Raw genomic sequence first — 18864 nt, forward strand, 5'->3', positions numbered from 1 at the left:
AACATTAAAAACAAAAGGGCAATAGTTAAATCCTTCACTCATACCTCAACGCCTCAACGGGATTGAGGTTTGCTGCTTTTCTTGCTGGATAGAAACCGAAGAAAATTCCAACTGCAGCTGAAAACCCAAACGCAAGTATTATTGCCCCGGGAGAAATAAAGACAGGCCATCCAGCAAATTCCGAAATTATCCGCGATATAATCACGCCGAAAATAATTCCGAAAACTCCACCAGTCACAGTTAACACAACTGCTTCAAGCAAAAACTGAAACAAAATATCTCTTTTTCTCGCCCCAACAGATACCCTTATTCCAATTTCTCTTGTTCTCTCAGTCACAGATACAAGCATTATATTCATCACACCTATGCCACCGACAATTAAAGAAACAGATGCTATACTTCCGAGCAAAATCGTCATTATCCTTGATGTCTCCTGCGCCGTTGAAGCTATCTCAGTTTGAGTTCTAACCGTGAAATCATCCTCCTGCCAAGGTTGGATCTTGTGTTTTTCTCTTAACACCTGAGTCACCTGTTGCTGTGCGACCGGGATTAGGTTCTGGCTTACCGCAGAGACAAGGATTGAGCCGATAAAGTAAAATCTTGACAAACGCGACATAACCGTCGTATAAGGAGCGATTATTATATCATCCTGATCCTGCCCCATCACATTCTGCCCTTTCGGTTCAAGAACTCCAACAACTCTAACAGGGACATCGCGAATTCTTATGATTTTTCCAATCGGATCTTCATCTCCAAATAGTGCGTTCTTAACAGTTTGACCTATTACGCAAACTTTTGCACCAGCTTTTACATCCTGTTCCGTAAAATAACTTCCAGAAGAAAGACCCCAAGCTCTAATTTGGAAATAATCTGTATTCACGCCGTAAATCCCAGTTCTCCAATTGTTGTTCCCATAAATAACTTGAGCCATAGTTCGCACAATCGGAGTTGCATAAGCAACCGCATCACACTGATTTTTTATCGCTTCAACATCTTCAATCGTCAATCTGCTTGTAAAACCTGCTTCCATCCTCACTCTTCCCGTTTGCATTTGCGCGCCAGGAAAAACAACAAGAACATTTGTCCCAAGTGATTCAATTTGCTTTTGAACCGAATACTGCGCACCTTGACCAACAGCGACCATCGCTATAACAGCTGCTACTCCGATGATGATGCCAAGAATTGTCAAAAACGAACGCATCGGATTACTTCTTATAGAATGATATGCCGAAAGAATTGTATCTTCAAGATTCATGGCTTATCTTTGTGATGCTTTGTTTTTTAAAATTTAGATGGATTTTGCTTAAAAAAGTTTCACAAATTTGACCAGTAAATTTTCCCTTTGTTTAAAATCCCGACCGGCTTCCCTTTCAACTTCCATCCTACAAACGGCGAATTTTTTGACTTTGATTTAAATTTCCCAGCATCAACAATCCATTCTGCTTCTGTGTCAAGAATTGTAAAATTTGCAATTTCTCCCTCACGAATTCTCATCTGCGGAAGACCGAGAATTTTTCTCGGATTTATTGAAAACAATTCAATCATCCTTTCAAGCGAAATTATACCTTTATTCACAAATTCACTTAAAATCAATCCAACTGCTGTTTCAAGTCCGATTATTCCAAACGGTGCAGATGCGAAATCAGATTCCTTTTCCTCCGGCGCATGTGGAGCGTGATCTGTTGCAATAACATCAATCGTTCCATCTTTCAATGCCTGAATCAAAACTTCAATATCTTCTCTTGATTTCAACGGCGGATTTACTTTCAAATTCGTATCATAGTTTGACTTCCATATATCTTCATCTGTTAAAAGCAAATGATGCGGTGTGACCTCCGCAGTTATCTCAAATCCCGCGTCCTTATACTCTCTCAATAACTTAACAGAACCCCTACTACTTATATGAGCGATGTGATACTTAACATTTTTAATTTTCGGCTTTAAATACTCAATCAATCTCAAATCACGATACAAAATAATTTCCTCGCTTATGTCCGGATAAGGAGAAAGTCCGAGCAAAGTTGACCAATATCCTTCATTTGCCATTCCATTTTGACTCAATGTTTTATCTTCGCAATGTTGAATAATAACTTTATCAAACATACTGACATATTCAAAAGCTTTTCTCATAACTCCAGAATCTTGAACTGAATTGCCATCGTCAGAAAATCCAACTACGCCTGCTTCAACAAGTTCAGCTATTGGTGCAAGCTCCCTACCTTCTCTTCTTTTCGTAATTGCACCGACTGGATAAACATCAACGATTCCATTCATCACTTCGCTTGCTCTTTTCTTAACATATTCAACGACGCTCGGGTCATCAATTGGTGGTTCTGTATTCGGCATACAACACAGGGCTGTAAATCCGCCATTTGCCCCTGCTTCAACGCCACTTTCAATTGTCTCTTTATGTTCAAATCCCGGCTCTCTCAAATGAACATGCATATCAACAAACCCCGGCGCTATAACTTTACCTGCCATATCATAAATTTCAAAATTTTCAGATTCCTCAACCCTGCCAATCTTTTCAATTTTCCCATTGATTATCAAAATATCAACCACCCCATCAAACTTTTGCGCTGGGTCAATCACCCTTGCACTTTTAAGCAAAATTTTTCCCATTTGAGAAAAGTTTTTGTTTGAAATCTTTCTTCAAAAGTCAAATTAATCTAAACACGGCGGAACAAAAAACAAAATTTCATAACTTTAAACTTGCCCCTTAAACTCTTGACTATTTCCGATAAAAAATTTAACTTTTGAAAAAAAGCACAAATATGAAAAAACTTTACATTTTTTTACTTTCAACATTTCTCCTCTCCTGCACCTCCTCAAAAATGACTCTTACAAATAAGCAGTTGATTTCAAAAATTCAAGATGTGGCGGAAAAATATGGCGTTGGTCGTTTAGGCGTATCTGCGAAAAATTTTGTAACTGGCGAAACAATCCAAATCAACGCTGATTCCCTCTTCCCCACAGCAAGCGTGATAAAAGTCCCAATTCTTGTTGAACTATTTTACAGATTTAATGAAGGGAAACTTAAAAAAGACACGCTTATCAATCTTGAAGATTCACTCAAATACGGTGGCTCTGGAGTTCTACAATACTTTTACGATGGAGCAAAACTTAAATTAATTGATGTTGCGGTTTTGATGATAATTTTAAGCGATAACACTGCAACGAATCTCGTCCTTGATTGTTTCGCTGATGAACACGACGCAAAACTTGATGCTGTAAACAACAGAATGAAATCTCTCGGACTTAACAACACGAAAATTTTAAACAAACTTATGTCTTTCAAAACTAAAAAGAACACGCCTGAATCTTTGAGATTTGGCGTTGGATATACAACCCCGAATGATATGGTAAAACTTCTTGAACTTTTAGCAGGTGGAAAAATAATAAGCCCCGAAACATCCGCTGAAATCATAAACATTATGAAGAACAATCAAGATTACGAAATGATGAAAAGATACTTACCTGAAAAAGTAACGGTTGCAAATAAAACTGGCTCAATTGACAGAATGAAAGCGGACATCGGAATTGTTTATTCTCAATGCACAAGTTATGCGGTCGCAATCTTTTGCGATCAACTATCAGAAGTTTCTTATGCGGTTGATAACAAAGGGCATCTTGCGGTTGCAGAAATTTCAAAACTTATATTTGATTACTTCACAAAAGGAAATTGTAAGTAGCCTAAATTTGTCTTTATATTAAAGTAGTTGGTTTAAATCAAAATCAAACTATGCTAACTAAAATGAAAACGCAAAATCTTCCACCGCCATCACATGAAGAAAGTTTCGCCGATTTTGCCTGCGATTATTCAATCAAAGCCAGAATAATCGCCTCAATCTCACTTGCGGTAACTTTCATCGCTTTAAATTTCATTTATAACCTCAATCTTCCAATTCACATTTTTATAATTTCCGCACTTTTTCAATCAATCATAAATCAACCATATCGTTTTTTGCGAAATCTTTTGAAAACAAGAGATAAACTTTTATTTGCAACGAACCTAATTGACATAATTGTCATAAGCATAGTCGTTTATTATGTCGGTGGTATAACTTTTATCTTCGTTGGCTTTCTTTACTTGATTGTCATAGTTTTCAACGGAATTTTCGGCGGGACATCAAGTGCTTTAATACTTGCGAGTTTGAGTTCAATTGCAATTTTAATTCTCAGCGCACTTGAAAAATACAAAATATATCATCCGACGATATTCACGCTTGAAGTCACGGAAATTGAACGATGGATTCTCACAATATCTTACATAATTGTTTTCTTCATCTTTGCAGTCCTTGCAAATATACCCTCACGCAGGCTAAGATACGAGGTAAAAAAGAGAATAGAAACAGAAAAAGAACTTGAAAAGCAACTTATCTTAACAGAGACACTTCTCAATCTTTCAAACACAATTTTGAGGACTGAATCAACAGAAGAGATTTACCAGCAAGCGTTGAACACAATTTTAAGGTTGTTGAATGTAAATAGGGCTTCGGTTCTTTTGATTGATCCAGATGGCGTTATGCGTTTTAAGGCGTGGGCGGGACTTTCGGAAAATTATAGGAAAGCGGTTGAAGGTCATTCGCCGTGGAAACCTGACGAAAAAAATCCTCAACCAATTCTCATTTCAGATGTAAAGGAAGACAAAACTCTTGATGAAAATCTCAAGAAAACTATTTTAAACGAAGGAATTCAAGCGCTTGCTTTTATACCGCTTGTTTTCAGAGATAGGTTGATTGGTAAATTTATGATTTACTACGACACGCCACACGAGTTTAAACAAGAAGAAATAAATTTAGCCATCACATGCGCAATCCAAATTTCACTTGCGGTGGGCAAAAAAACGCTTGAAACTGAATTGATAAACTGGCGAGATAAATTTGAAAAGATAATTTCTGCGATGAAGGAAGTTGTTTATGAATGGGATATTGAGAAAAACGAGACAAGTTGGGAAGGAGATGTTGAAGCCATATTTGGTTTAAGAAAAGGCGAATTAAAAAATACAAAATTTCATTGGAGCGATTTTATCCATCCTGATGACAAAGATTTAACACTTTCAAAAATTGAATCAGCTCTTAAAGGTGATGTCTCAACGCTTGAACTTGAATACAGAATAAAAAAATTAGATGGAAGCATTATTTATTGCCTTGACTACGCATACATAATTCGTGATGAAACAGGCAAAGCAATTAAAACTCTCGGGATGATAATTGACATAACACGACTCAAAGAAACGGAGCAAAAACTTTTACAGCGTGAAGAAGTTTTAAAAACTATAAATAACTCAGCAAGCGTTCTGCTGAAAACGATCAACTGGGAAAGTGAGATAAATAACCTAATCGCTGAAATTGGAAAGGCGATGAAAGTAAGCTCGGTTTATGTATTTCAAAATCAAACGCTTGATTCTGAAATTATCACGAGTTTAAAATTTAGATGGTATTCAACTGAAACAAAACAAAAAATTGAAGACGCACAACTTCAAAATATATCATACAAATTGAGCGGATTTGAGCGTTGGCTTGATGTTCTCGGAAAGAAGGAAGTTATTTACGGGCTTGTCAAAGATTTTCCGTTCAGAGAATATCTGTTTTTAAGTTTTCTTGGTGTTAAGTCAATTCTGGTTGCTCCTGTTTTCGTCGGAGATAAATGGTGGGGCTTTATAAGCTTAAATGATTGTGAAAATGAGAGAAGATGGGAAAGTTCAGAGATTGACGCTATTATAACATTTGCAGATATTTTAGGGCTTGCAATTCAAAGAAGCGAAAATGAGAAAGTGCTTCGGAATTCCGAACAAAGATATAGAAAACTTTTTGAGGACTCAAAAGACCCAATTTATATAAGCACCCCAGAAGGAAAACTCGTTGATGTAAATCCTGCATTCGTTGAGCTATTCGGCTACTCATCAAAAGAAGAAATTTTAAAGGTTGACATTGCAACTGAACTTTACGAAAACCCTGAAGATAGAAAGAAAAATCTTGAAGCGATTGAAAAACAGGGTTACATAAAAGATTACGAACTCCATCTCAAAACAAAAGATGGAAAGAAACTTATAGTTTATGATACTTCAACCCCGATTTACGATGAAAAAGGGAATATAATTGCATATCAAGGAATTTTGCGTGATGTGACAAGAGTTAAAATTCTTGAAAACCAGTTGCTTCAATCCCAAAAGATGGATGCGCTTGGGAGATTGACCGCAGGTGTCGCACATGACATAAACAACGCCTTAACCGTAATACTTGGGAATACTCAACTTGCGAAGCGATTGCTTTCCCAAGACATTGAAAAAGCTAAGGAAAAACTTGTTGAAATTGAGCAGACGATAAGGAAAACTGGTGAATTCACGAAGAAGCTTTTAATTTTCAGCCGTGAACAGCCAGCGGTGATGAAAACGATTGACCTAAACAGTGTGGTAAATGACTTGACAAAAGTTGTTTTAAAAGCGATTCGTGAAAATGTGAAAATTGAACTTATCCTTGACCCGAAACTTCCCAACATCAAGGCAGACCCTGCACTTATAAATCAACTCTTGCTTAACCTTATAATCAACGCTCAAGAAGCAATTCCCGACGCTGGAAAAATAATAATTGAAACTTATACAAGACACATTGATGAGGAATACAGCATGTTTCATCTTGATGCAAAACCCGGAGATTATGTTGTTTTATCAATTACTGATACAGGCATTGGAATAAGCAAAGACATAATTGACAAAATTTTTGAGCCGTTTTTCACGACAAAAGAACACGGCACAGGTTTGGGGCTTTCAATAGTTTATGGAATTGTCAAACAACACGATGGATTTATAAATGTTTATAGCAAGCCCGGGCAAGGAACAACTTTCAGGGTTTATTTCCCCGCTGTTTATGAAGAGGAAAAACAAGCAGTAGAAGAAGAAAAAGTTGAAATAAGAGGCGGAAATGAGACAATTCTTGTCGCAGAAGACGAGGAGAAATTGAGAATAACTGTTGCAGATATTTTGCAAAATCTCGGCTATAAAGTTTACACCGCAAGCAACGGACTTGAAGCGGTTGAGATATTCAAAGAAAAAGCAAATGAAATTGATCTTGTCTTCCTTGACATAGTTATGCCTGTTTTAAGTGGATACGATGCAATGAGAGAAATACGAAAAATTAAACCCGATGTTAAAGTGCTATTTGCAACCGGTTATAGTTTAAATGGATTGAACCTTAATCTTGAGGGCTTTGACCTAATTCAAAAACCATATTCATATGAGATAATCGCATTGAAAGTTAGAGAAGTTCTTGACAGAAGATAAAAAATAAAATTACCGCAACTAAAATGCTCAAAAAATTATCAATTATCCTGCTTGCGGTATCAACCTTAACATTTTCACAAACCAAAACAAAAATTGACAGCGTAACATCAATTCTTGACTCTTTAAGTTCCATTTCAATTAGAAAATGGAAAGTTAGCCCCGACATCAAATGCTTGAATGTAAAAACAGAAGAACCTACAAAACCAGAATTTGACGATTCAAAATGGGACACGCTAAATTTAGGGCAAAGAATTTATGTTGACTCGTGCTGGATAAGAGCAAAATTTAAAATTCCGGAGAAAGTTTTCGGGAAATCAGTTGATGGAAAAATTATTTTCAAAGTTTCAGTTGATGATTACGGCTATCTTTGGGTAAATGGAAATTACATTGGATATATCCCGTGGGATGGTGAATTTGATTTAACAGGAAAAGTTAAGCCGGGCGAAGAAACAACGCTCGCAATCAAGGCAATTAACACAGGTGGACCGCTTAGACTTTTAAGAGCTGAGTTTGAAATTGAAAGTGTAAAAGACATCCTTGATAATTTGAAAGGCTTGTCTTTGAGCTTCAAGGTCGGACAAAAATTGTTAAGTTTTGACACATACCAGACAAATGATATGACACGCTATGATCCCAAAATTGATCGCTCAACGGTCAAAAAAGAAGAACGAATGAAATTAAATTCCCTTTTGCAAAATAGCCTTTCTGAACTTGCCATAAAATCATTGATGAGTGGAAATTTAGAAAAATTTTATCTTTCGCTTGAAAAAATAAAACCCAAAATTAAGCCGGTCCGTGATTTCGCTAAAAGATATACGCTTGTCTTTGTTTCAAATGCTCACATAGACGCTGCGTGGCTCTGGCGTTCAAAAGAAACAGTTGAAGTTTGCAAAAATACTTTTAAATCTGTGATAAACCTTATGCGAAAATATCCATACTTGACATACACTCAAAGCTCTGCTGTCTATTACGAATGGATGAGAACTCTTTACCCCGAACTTTTCAACGAAATAAGAGAAAACATAAAACTTGGAAGATGGGAAGTTGTCGGTGGAATGTGGGTTGAAACTGACTGCAATTTGCCCGGTGGCGAATCTTGGACACACAATCTTTTATATGCACAAAGATATTTTAAAAATCTTCTGAACCTTAAACCTGAAATCGGCTGGATTCCTGACTCTTTCGGCTACAACTGGAACTTGCCAACATTTTTTGCAAATGCAGACATTACATATTTTGTGACTCAAAAATTAAACTGGAACGAAAGGAATGTTTTCCCCTACCGACTTTTCTGGTGGGAAAGCCCCAATGGATCAAGGGTTTTGACATATTTCCCATTTAGTTATGTTAACACAATTGAAAATCCGTTTCGTCTTGTTGATTGGCTGAGGCAGTTTGAAGCAAACACTGGATTAAAAGAGATGCTTGTTTTATTTGGCGTTGGCGACCACGGCGGAGGTCCAACAGAAGAAATGCTCAAAAGAATAGAAAAACTTCAAAAACTTGACATATTCCCCGAGATAAAATTTTCAACAGTTGGAGATTATTTCAAGGTGATAAAATCAAAAGATTTGAAAAACATCCCCGTCTGGAAAGATGAACTTTATCTTGAATATCATCAAGGCACTTTCACGACACAATCGGAAGTTAAGAAATTCAACCGCAAACTTGAGATTTCACTTTCAAACGCAGAGAAATTTTCATCCATTGCAACTATCTTCGGTTTAAATTATGACAATAAACTTTTTGAAAAATACTGGCTTAAATTTATTTTCAACCAATTTCACGATATTCTTCCTGGATCAAGCATACGAGAGGTTTATTTTGATGCAATCAAAGATTACAAAGACATTGAAAGTTTCGCAAAGTTTCAAATAAGAAAATCACTTGAAAAAATAGCGGAGAACATAAATACAGCGGAAATAAAAGAAGGCGATGCTCTCATCGTATTTAATCCGAGTTCGTGGGCAAGAACAGATGTTGTTCAAGTTGAATTTGACAAATTTGATGAAAACGAATATGCTATCTTCAAACTCTCAGGCGAGGAAGTTCCAACACAGATTGTGTTTGAAAATGGTGTTAAGAAAATTTTATTCATCGCTGAGGATGTTCCACCGCTTGGATATAAAACTTACATAATCAAACGACGGAAGCCGTCGGAATTTGCAAGTGAGATAAAAGTTTCAAAAAATGTAATTGAAAACAAATTTTTCAAAATTGAGATTGATACAGCGACGGGATGGTTAAAAGAAATTTTTGATAAAAGATATAACAGGCAGATTTTAAATGGCTTCGGGAATAAACTTCAACTTCTTGAAGACAAGCCAACTGCGTGGGATGCTTGGAATGTTGGTTTAACCGGCGTTGAATTTAACACAAACTACGAAGGTTATGAAATTGTTGAAAATGGACCTGTTCGCACAGTCATCAAAATTGAACACAATTTCAGAAAACCAGAAACAAAATCTTATCCGCCAACAGAAACTTTCCCGACAAGCTTCTTCACTCAATATGTGATACTTTATGATAAAATTGAGCGAGTTGATTTTATAACAGATGTTGATTGGTGGGAGAAAAATATAATGCTTAAAGTCGCTTTCCCTCTTGCGGTGAAAGATTCATTTGCAACTTATGAAATTCCGTATGGCTATATTCAAAGATCAACTTTGATGAGAAACTCATTTGACAGCGCAAAAGTTGAAGTCCCAGCTCTGAGATGGGCTGACTTATCAGAAAAAGATTTTGGTGTAAGTTTAATTAACAACTCAAAATATGGTTATGATTGCAAAGGTTCGCTTATGAGATTATCACTGCTTAGGTCTCCGAACTGGCCTGATCCAACAGCGGATAGAGGATTTCACAGAATTGAATACTCAATTTATCCACATCGTGGAACTTGGAAAGAGGCAAAAACTGTAAATGTTGCCTATGACTTTAACAATCCGATGATTCCAATCATAACAAACAGACATAGCGGGACTTTGCCAGTGTCAAGTTATTCTTTCGTTAGGTTAGAACCTGAAAACTTGATCCTCACAGTTATGAAAAAATCAGAAGACACAAACTCATTGACTTTGCAATTTTACGAATCCGAAGGAAAAGAAGTTCAGGCAAATCTTGTGCTTCCATTTGTCCCATCAAAAGTTTTCAAATCAAATTTTCTTGAGGAAGATAAAGAGGAGGTGCGATTTTCCGGAGATAGAGTAAATTTGAGAGTTAAACCTAACTCAGTTGTTACCTTGAAAATTTATTTTTAAACTCTAAGGCGTTTTTTGTTTCAAATTTTAACCGATCGCTCTTGACAAATAAAGCAGATTTTATTATATTTAGTTTGAGTTAAAAATAAAATCTGGAGAGTTCAATGATGAAAAAAATCGCCTCACTTTTGTTAATTTCTTTGTTTGTTTTCTTTATTGCAGGTTGCACGAAATACGCAAAAGATGAAGAAATTCAGCAGTTAAATAATTTGAAGGCGGAGACGGAACAGCTTGATAAGGAAATCAAAGCGAAAGAGCAAGAAAAGGCAGCGTTGCAGAAAGAGATTCAGGCGAAAGATCAAAAGTTGAAAGAATTGCAAGCAGAGAAAGAAAAAGTTCAACAGCGTCTCCAACAACAAAAGTAAGTTTAACAAAAATAAAATGGAGAGTAAGATGAAACGCAATTTTATAATTCTACTTTTGATTTCAATTTTCGTTGTAACTGGCTTTGCCCAGGAGAAAGTTAAGATGAAATATGAGGATTGGCAGAAAGAAATGGCTTCATGGACCGCAAAAAGAGACGAGTTAAGGGCAAAGCTTGATGCGCTGAACAAAGAAATTGATGCTTTGAAGAAACAATCTGCTGATAAAGATGCTCAAATCAAACAGACGCAGGATGAAATTTATGCTCTGGTTGGGACAACGCCTGAAGGAGTTAATGAATATAGGCAAAAGGTTGCAGATTTTGAAAGAAGATTGAATGAACTTTCACGTCTTTCAAATGAACAACTTTATGAAAGAAGAGCAGAGGTTGAACAGCTTTATAAAGATTATCAGGCTTTGAAATCAGACAAAAGAGTTGCTCTTTCGGAATTTTATGACAAAGTTATGGGGTTTGAATCACAGGTCAATAATCTTAACAACACGGTTAAAGCTCTTGTGAAGACGAAAGAAGGACAGGTTTTAGTTGCCGAAGCTATAGTAAAAGAAACAACTTATACGGTTGGGACATGGAAAAAAGATCGCGATTGCCTCTGGAACATTGCCAAGAAACCGACGATTTATGATAATCCATTCTTGTGGCCAAAAATCTGGCTTGCGAACAGAGATAAAATCAAAGATCCAGATTTGATTTATCCGGGATGGGTTTTGAAGGTTCCACCGAAGGCGGAATTGACAAAAGAAGAGAAGAGACAAGCGAACGCATATTACCGCAAAAAAGCGGAAAAAGCTGGCGGTGGAATGTAAGAATTTTCTCGGGCTATGAAAGGTTTTCCAGAACCCCTGAGAGCTGTTTCAAATCGCAGCCTCAGGGGTTTTTTCTTTTGGAACTATTTTTAAATTTTGCAGTTTATTTTTGTAGAGAAACATAAAAAACAAAACAGGAGGCAGGTTAAGGATTCAAATTATGGTAGAAAGGAAAATTAAGCTTTCTGGAATTAACACACTTGCCCTTTTGGGCTATAATGATACAAATCTTCATTTGATTGAGAAAAAATTTGACGCCGGCATAACCGTCCGTGGGGATAATTTAATTCTCAAGGGAGAAAAAGAAGAAGTTGAAAAAGTTGAACGTGTTTTCAAGGAGTTAATTTTTATTTTGAATAAAAACGGACATCTGACGGAAAACGATGTAAACATAGTGATTGATCTTGTTAAACTTGACAGCGAAGATACAGGAACATCGCACCACAGGAGAAAGAAGCACACTGATGATTTTGATTCAATAATTCTTTTCACAAAAAATGGACCTATTAAAGCGAAGACGCCGGGACAACTTGAGTATTATCGTCAGGTTAAGAAAAATGATATTGTTTTTGTTATTGGACCTGCTGGGACGGGTAAAACATATCTTGCGGTTGCAATGGCTGTTGCAAGTTTGAAAAATAATGAAGTGAGCAAAATAGTTTTGTGCAGACCCGCAGTTGAAGCAGGAGAAAATCTTGGATTTCTACCCGGCGATTTGAGAGAAAAAATTGATCCTTATTTGCGACCTCTGTATGATGCACTTGATGATATGCTTCCATCCGATAAACTTAAATCATACTTTGACAAACGAATAATTGAGATAATCCCACTTGCCTATATGCGTGGTAGAACATTAAGCAACGCTTTTGTAATACTTGATGAAGCCCAAAACGCAACAAGCTTACAGATGAAAATGTTTCTCACACGACTTGGTGTTAATTCAAAAGCAATTATCACTGGCGATATAACTCAGATAGATTTGCCTTCAAAAACTACATCTGGACTTGTTGAGATACAAAACATATTGAAAGGAATTGAAGGAATTGCTTTCGTTTATCTTGATAAAAATGATGTTGTAAGACATCGGCTTGTTAAAGATATAATTGAGGCATACGACAAATATAATGCGATGAACGGGAAAACAAACGAAAAGAAGGAGCAAAATAATGAGCAAGGACAGTGAGCTCTTTCACGAGTTCGTTGAAATAGTTAGAAAATTAAGAAAAGAATGTCCATGGGATAGAGAGCAAACGCATAAATCAATACGACATAATTTGATAGAAGAAGCATATGAGACAGTTGAAGCGATAGATAATGATGATTTTGACGAATTAAAAAAAGAACTTGGTGATTTGCTTTTGCATGTGGTGATGCACTCGGTTATGGCGGAAGAAGAAAATAAATTTACACTTGATGATGTGATAAACGGGATAAAAGAAAAGTTGATTTACAGACATCCGCATGTTTTCGGCGATGTCAAAGTCAAAGATGCGAAGGAAGTAAAGAATAACTGGGAAAAATTGAAACAATCTGAAAACAACCGTGATTCAATTATTTCTGGAATTCCAAAATATCTTCCAGCTCTTATAAAAGCCCTTAGAGTTCAGGAGAAAGCAGGAAGCGTTGGTTTTGACTGGACAAATCCAGATGATGTATGGAAAAAAGTTGAGGAAGAAATTTCCGAGTTGAAAAAAGTGATTGAATCCGCAGACGCTGAAAAAATTGAAGAAGAGTTCGGGGATTTACTTTTTGCGCTTGTAAATTATGCGAGATTTTTAAAGATAAATCCAGAAAGCGCCCTTAACAAGACGATTGAAAAATTTATCCAACGATTTCAATTCATAGAAAAAGAGCTAAAATCACAAGGCAAAGATATTTACACATCAACGCTTGAAGAGATGGACGAACTTTGGGAAAAGAGCAAGAAATTATTTTAACATCGGGATTTTAATTCCGTGCTTCTTTGCGATTTCAATTGCCTTTTCATAACCTGCGTCTGCGTGCCTTACGATGCCAAGCCCTGGGTCAGTAGTTAAAACTCTTTCAAGCCGTATTTCCATTTCTTTCGTTCCATCTGCTACGACGACCATTCCGGCGTGAATTGAAAGTCCGATGCCAACTCCACCGCCGTGATGAACCGCAACCCAGCTTGCGCCAGCGACAGCATTTAAAAGAGCATTTAAAATCGGCCAGTCAGCAATTGCATCGCTTCCGTCTTTCATTTTCTCCGTTTCACGATTTGGAGACGCAACAGAACCAGTGTCAAGATGATCACGCCCTATGACGATCGGTGCTTTAACTTCGCCAGTTCTCACCATTTCATTAAATATCTTTCCCATTTTCGCTCTTTCACCATACCCGAGCCAGCAGATTCTTGCTGGCAAACCCTGAAACTTAACATGCTTTTGCGCTTTCTGAATCCAACGAACAAGCGATTTATTCTCCGGAAACGTTTTCATAACCGCTTCATCAGTTGCATAAATATCTTCTGGGTCACCGCTCAAAGCAACCCATCTAAATGGTCCTCTACCTTCACAGAACAAGGGACGAATAAATTCGTGAACAAAGCCGGGAATTTCAAATGCATCTTTAACACCATTTGCGTATGCTTCACCACGAATGTTATTTCCATAATCAAAGACAATTGCACCTTTTCTTTTGAATTCAAGCATTGCCTTCACATGCTCAACAATTGAGCGTTTTGCCATTTGAATATATTTTTGCGGATCTTTTTTCCGAAGTTCAAGCGCTTCTTCATAAGGAATTCCATTTGGAACATAACCATTCAAAGTATCATGAGCTGAGGTTTGATCCGTCACAATATCAGGAATTATTCCCCGCCTTAAAATTTCTGGCAAGACATCAGCTGCATTTCCAACGAGCCCGACTGAAACTGGCTCTTTTTTCTCTTTCGCCTTCAAAACGATTTCAAGAGCCTCATCAAGGTTGTCTGTCATCATATCAAGATAACCCGTTTGAAGTCGCCTTTCAATTCTTTTTCTATCAACTTCAACTCCAAGGAAAGCAGCTCCATTCATAGTTGCAGCAAGAGGTTGAGCTCCGCCCATCCCTCCAAGTCCAGAAGTTAACAGAAATCTACCTGCTAATGTTCCACCGAAATACTTATCCGCACACGCTGCAAATGTCTCATAAGTTCCCTGCAAAATCCCCTGCGTCCCGATGTAAATCCAGCTTCCTGCGGTCATTTGACCATACATCGTAAGTCCCAAAGCTTCAAGTCGCCTGAATTCATCCCATGTAGCCCAAGCAGGGACAAGCATTGCGTTTGAAATTAAAACCCTTGGCGCAAATTCATGTGTTTTAAAAATTCCAACTGGCTTGCCCGATTGAATTAAAAGCGTTTCATCATTTTCAAGTTCAATCAAACTTTTAACGATTGCGTGGAAGCATTCCCAGTTTCTTGCTGCTTTGCCTGTGCCACCATAAACGATCAATTCCTCGGGTTTTTCTGCAACTTCTGGATCAAGATTGTTCATTAACATTCTCAAAGCTGCTTCTTGCGCCCAACCCTTGCATGTTAACTTGTTTCCTCTTGGCGCTTTTATATTTTTTACATCAAACTCAACAACTTGATTTAAAACTTCCGCCATAAATTTTCACCTCCTTAAATTTTTAAAATGAATTCCTTGTAAAAATCGCCTTGAAAACATAACCCGCTATCTGCGGATTTTCCCTGAACCTTCGCATTGAATATGCATACCATTTCTCTCCAAATGGAACATAAATTCTCAATTTATATCCATCCGAAACAATTTTATTCCCAAGCTCGGGACGAACGCCAAGAAGCATCTGAAATTCAAATTTTTCATCTTTCAAATTATAATCTTTTATCAAGCGGTATGCCTCGTTTATCAATTCATCATCGTGGGTTGCTATGCAGGTGTAAGCGTCGCTTTGAAGTAAAATGTTAAGAAGATGTTTGAAATTGTGGTTTATAAGTTCTCTTTTTTTGTATGCAATTGTTTCTGGTTCAATGTAAATCCCCTTACACAATCTTACTCTCGGTTTTAGAGGCAAAAGCGACTTTATATCGCTTTCGCTTCGCTTTAAATATGCTTGAATCGCAACGCCGACATTATCAAATTTTGACTTCAACTTTCTGTAAATTTCAAGCGTCGCATCCGTGGTTGATGAATCCTCCATATCAATTTCAACAATGTTGTCATATTGTTTCGCAAACTTTACAAGTTCCTCAACATTGGCATAGCAAAAGTCAAAGTCAAGTTTCAAACCAAGTTGAGTTAGTTTAATTGAAAGGTCGGAGTTGAGATTATTTTCTTTAATCGTTTGAAGAACCTGCTTGTAAGTTTTTAACGCTTCAAGCGCCTCATTTTCATTGGTGATGTTTTCACCAAGGACATCAATTGTAGCAAGTTTTCCTTGTTGATTTAACTTTTTAACTGTTGATATTGCATCTTCAAGTTTTTCCCCCGCTATATAACGGCTTGCGAAATGACGGACAATTTTTCTTGGAACCAAAGGCAAGGTGCGAACTATAAGTTCATTCAATGGGTTCATAACAAAGCAAATTTTTATTTTATTTTGCCAGAAAAATTTAACTCCCAAAATTAAAAAAATCAAATATAGCAACAGCGATGAAAAATCTTTTACGCTCCCCCGAATCCTAAAAATTAAGATTCCACAATACCCAAATTTTGATTTTTTCATCCAGAAGTTGCATTTTTAAAACAAAAACAAAACCTGCTGACGAAATACAATGTCCTCAGGAAAATTTAAAAGCAAATTGAAAACCGTTCTCTTACTTTTGAGCACATTTTTTGCAATTGAATTAACAGCAGGGTTTTTAACGCACAGCTTGGCTTTGATTTCGGACGCTGGACATATGCTCACAGATATTTTTGCAATCCTTGTGAGTTTATTCGGATTTAAAATCGCAGAAAGCAAGGCAACGAAAAATAAAACATACGGATTTTACAGAGCAGAAATAATTGCTGCTTTCATAAATGGAATTATGCTTATCTTAATCTCCGGGTATATATTGATTGAAGCGATTGAAAGAGTGAAAAATCCGCCTTATGTTAAAGGATTGGAAATGTTAATTGTTGCTTTCCTCGGCTTAATTGTAAATGTTGTTGCTGGCTTGATAATTTTCTCAGAGCGAAAGAAAAATTTAAACATGCACTCCGCTTACCTTCACATTCTTGGAGATACGCTCGGCTCAATTGGCGCTATAACCGCTGGAATTATAATCACAACAACGGGTTGGTTCTATGCAGATATAATCGCAAGTTTGTTCATAAGCATAATAATAGCATACAACTCAATAGGATTGCTCAAAAACTCAATCAACATACTTATGGAAGGTGCGCCATCCGATGTTGATATTGAAAAAATTAAAAAAGCACTTCTTGAAATTCCAGAAGTCATAGCGGTTCACGACCTTCATGTTTGGACTATCTCAAGCGGAAAAAATATATTAACAGCACATGTCAGCGTCAAAGGTGAAATTGACAGAAATAAATTGCGAAGTTTATTGAGCGAAGTTGAAGACACGATAAGAGAAAACTCAAACATTGAACATATAACAATTCAAATAGAGCCAGCAACATTTGATGCTGAATTGATTTTAAAAACAAAAAACTTAAATAGCATCAGAAAAAATTAATTTGCAAAAACAAAAACGGAGGTTGCTATGAAAGGCGGGCTTATTTTTCTTGCTATCTTTGTAATTCTATTTTCAAGTGGTTGCGCCATCAATGGAATTTTACTTAATCCATTGCCATCCCCAGTTTATCACAAAGATGCAACATTAATCTCCGCAGGCGCAAGCTTTCCGGTATACAGCGCAGAAGCACAAATCTGGGGCTCCAAAAAAGATGACCTTGACATAGGACTGATGATAGGTCAATATATCAGGAATAAAAAAGATGAGGACCATTTTAATCTATCCGGATTTGTGAGAAAGTGGATCAAATCAAGTGGAGCAGAAAATCCCTGGGCTAATGTATATGGCGGAATTCAAGCATCTTCAAACTGGGATTTAGATTATGGTGATTATTCATCTGGTCATTTTGAATTTGGCGTTGCGCCGGGATTTTATAGAAAAAGATTTAACTTTGCTTTTGTTCTAAGAGGCGGAGCTGGGTTTGCTTTTCCTTATGAACCAACAAAGTATGGCTTTAGCTATGGTTTTTCAAGCGCTGGAATGCAAATTGTTGCGCTTCCATTTAACAATTTTGGATTAGGGATTGAGGGTAACTATGGACTTGGTGCGGGTGAAATGAAGGGTGCGAGAATTGTAGTAATTCCACCATTGTTTAGAGTTTTTCTATTTTACAGAAAATAAATCAAGGAGAAAAAATGAAAATTCAAATTGAATTTTTCCACGATGTTTTATGTGCGTGGTGCTTTGCCATTTCACCACGCATTCATAAACTTGCAGAGGAAAATCCAGATGTTGAGATAATACATCGTGCCTTTGCTCTGACATTTAATTCTGGCACGAAGCTGGGATTTCGGTTGGATGTTTTTTTATCCGCAAAAATTGATCTCACCTTTGGAAGTGCAAGTCCTACGATTGCAACAGCAACAAGCAAAATCAATCCTTTGTTTGAAATTTTCACTTTAAAACCGTTGTCTTTGTTTTTCAAATTAGACGCCAAAAAATTGGGCAGGTTTCCTCAACTTTTTCATCAATTCAAAAGCGAAGGCGGAATTTAAATTCTTATGGTTTTAAAAGACCCAATTCGCTTCTTACTTTATTAAGCCATGCTGAAAGTGTTTCATATTTATGTGCTCCAACAATTCCATATCTTCTGTTTGCAACAAGCGTCGGGACTCCGTTTATTCCGTAATGCCTTGCGAGTTCAAGATCAAAAGCGAGAGATTGAAATACTTCTTCACTTTGATAATCTTTTTCCCATTTTTCAACATCAAGCCCGATATCTTTTGCACACATTTTTAAAACTTCAAAATCAGCTATGTTAAGACATTCAACAAGATGTGCTTTTTGAATTCTATCAAACATTTTCCAGTGCGCATCTTGTCCGCCTTGAAGTTCGGCTGCTTTACATGCAAGAAGTCCAGGGATTGAATGAGGATAATCAAATTCTCGCTGTTCCATCAAATCAGCGTTGATTCTGTGTTCATCGTCGT

General features: G+C 36.8%; 15 protein-coding genes. 10 read left to right on the forward strand and 5 right to left on the reverse strand.

What is annotated here, in order from left to right; genetic code table 11:
- Window positions 1–34 precede the first annotated feature (34 nt).
- Entirely contained in the window at window positions 35–1255 is a 1221-nt protein-coding gene (locus tag AWW83_RS06240; RefSeq protein ID WP_092350034.1) for an ABC transporter permease, read from the reverse strand.
- Window positions 1256–1314: 59 nt separating this feature from the next.
- Window positions 1315–2622 carry a dihydroorotase gene (locus AWW83_RS06245; protein WP_092350036.1) on the reverse strand — a complete coding sequence of 436 codons (1308 nt, stop codon included), beginning with the start codon at window positions 2620–2622 and terminating at the stop codon, window positions 1315–1317.
- A gap of 212 nt (window positions 2623–2834) precedes the next feature.
- Between AWW83_RS06245 and AWW83_RS06250 the strand changes: the two genes are divergently transcribed.
- From AWW83_RS06250 to mazG, 7 genes are all read left to right on the forward strand, one after another.
- Entirely contained in the window at window positions 2835–3692 is an 858-nt protein-coding gene (locus AWW83_RS06250) for a serine hydrolase (protein WP_159421128.1), read from the forward strand.
- Window positions 3693–3754: 62 nt separating this feature from the next.
- On the forward strand, window positions 3755–7282 hold the full coding sequence (locus AWW83_RS06255; RefSeq protein ID WP_159421129.1) for a PAS domain S-box protein: 3528 nt from the start codon (window positions 3755–3757) through the stop codon (window positions 7280–7282).
- A gap of 23 nt (window positions 7283–7305) precedes the next feature.
- Entirely contained in the window at window positions 7306–10539 is a 3234-nt protein-coding gene (locus AWW83_RS06260) for an alpha-mannosidase (protein ID WP_092350042.1), read from the forward strand.
- Between the two features lie 104 nt (window positions 10540–10643).
- Window positions 10644–10904 (forward strand): hypothetical protein, encoded by a 261-nt coding sequence (locus tag AWW83_RS06265; protein WP_092350044.1) that lies wholly within the window; start codon window positions 10644–10646, stop codon window positions 10902–10904.
- Window positions 10905–10932: 28 nt separating this feature from the next.
- Entirely contained in the window at window positions 10933–11727 is a 795-nt protein-coding gene (locus AWW83_RS06270; RefSeq protein ID WP_092350046.1) for a LysM peptidoglycan-binding domain-containing protein, read from the forward strand.
- A 160-nt stretch (window positions 11728–11887) separates the two neighbouring features.
- On the forward strand, window positions 11888–12910 hold the full coding sequence (locus AWW83_RS06275) for a PhoH family protein (protein ID WP_092350048.1): 1023 nt from the start codon (window positions 11888–11890) through the stop codon (window positions 12908–12910).
- Window positions 12894–13664, forward strand: a complete 771-nt coding sequence (gene mazG / locus AWW83_RS06280) for a nucleoside triphosphate pyrophosphohydrolase (RefSeq protein WP_200753994.1) — start codon at window positions 12894–12896, stop codon at window positions 13662–13664. Before AWW83_RS06275 ends, mazG begins: the two co-directional genes overlap by 17 nt.
- Here the strand turns inward: mazG and hutU are convergent.
- The gene (gene hutU / locus AWW83_RS06285) at window positions 13656–15338 is read right to left on the reverse strand and encodes a urocanate hydratase (protein ID WP_092350051.1); all 1683 of its coding nucleotides are present in this window, start codon (window positions 15336–15338) and stop codon (window positions 13656–13658) included. The two genes, mazG and hutU, sit on opposite strands and share 9 nt — an antisense overlap.
- Window positions 15339–15360: 22 nt before the next feature.
- A complete protein-coding gene (locus AWW83_RS06290; protein WP_092350057.1) occupies window positions 15361–16266 on the reverse strand; it encodes a proline dehydrogenase family protein in 906 nt (301 codons plus the stop codon).
- Between the two features lie 199 nt (window positions 16267–16465).
- Here AWW83_RS06290 and AWW83_RS06295 point away from each other — a divergent pair, with 199 nt between their 5' ends.
- From AWW83_RS06295 to AWW83_RS06305, 3 genes are read left to right on the forward strand one after another with little or no spacing between them, the layout of a single operon-like run.
- Window positions 16466–17374 carry a cation diffusion facilitator family transporter gene (locus tag AWW83_RS06295; RefSeq protein ID WP_092350053.1) on the forward strand — a complete coding sequence of 303 codons (909 nt, stop codon included), beginning with the start codon at window positions 16466–16468 and terminating at the stop codon, window positions 17372–17374.
- Between the two features lie 27 nt (window positions 17375–17401).
- Window positions 17402–18055, forward strand: a complete 654-nt coding sequence (locus AWW83_RS06300) for a hypothetical protein (protein WP_092350055.1) — start codon at window positions 17402–17404, stop codon at window positions 18053–18055.
- Window positions 18056–18069: 14 nt separating this feature from the next.
- The gene (locus tag AWW83_RS06305) at window positions 18070–18429 is read left to right on the forward strand and encodes a DsbA family oxidoreductase (RefSeq protein WP_234697267.1); all 360 of its coding nucleotides are present in this window, start codon (window positions 18070–18072) and stop codon (window positions 18427–18429) included.
- Between the two features lie 4 nt (window positions 18430–18433).
- Here AWW83_RS06305 and AWW83_RS06310 read toward each other — a convergent pair.
- Window positions 18434–18864: DsbA family oxidoreductase (locus AWW83_RS06310; protein WP_159421131.1), on the reverse strand; the 431-nt coding region annotated here is incomplete at its 5' end.

Origin of the sequence: Candidatus Chryseopegocella kryptomonas (genome assembly GCF_001536065.1) — a bacterium.
Lineage (GTDB): Bacteria > Bacteroidota > Ignavibacteria > Kryptoniales > Kryptoniaceae > Kryptonium > Kryptonium kryptomonas.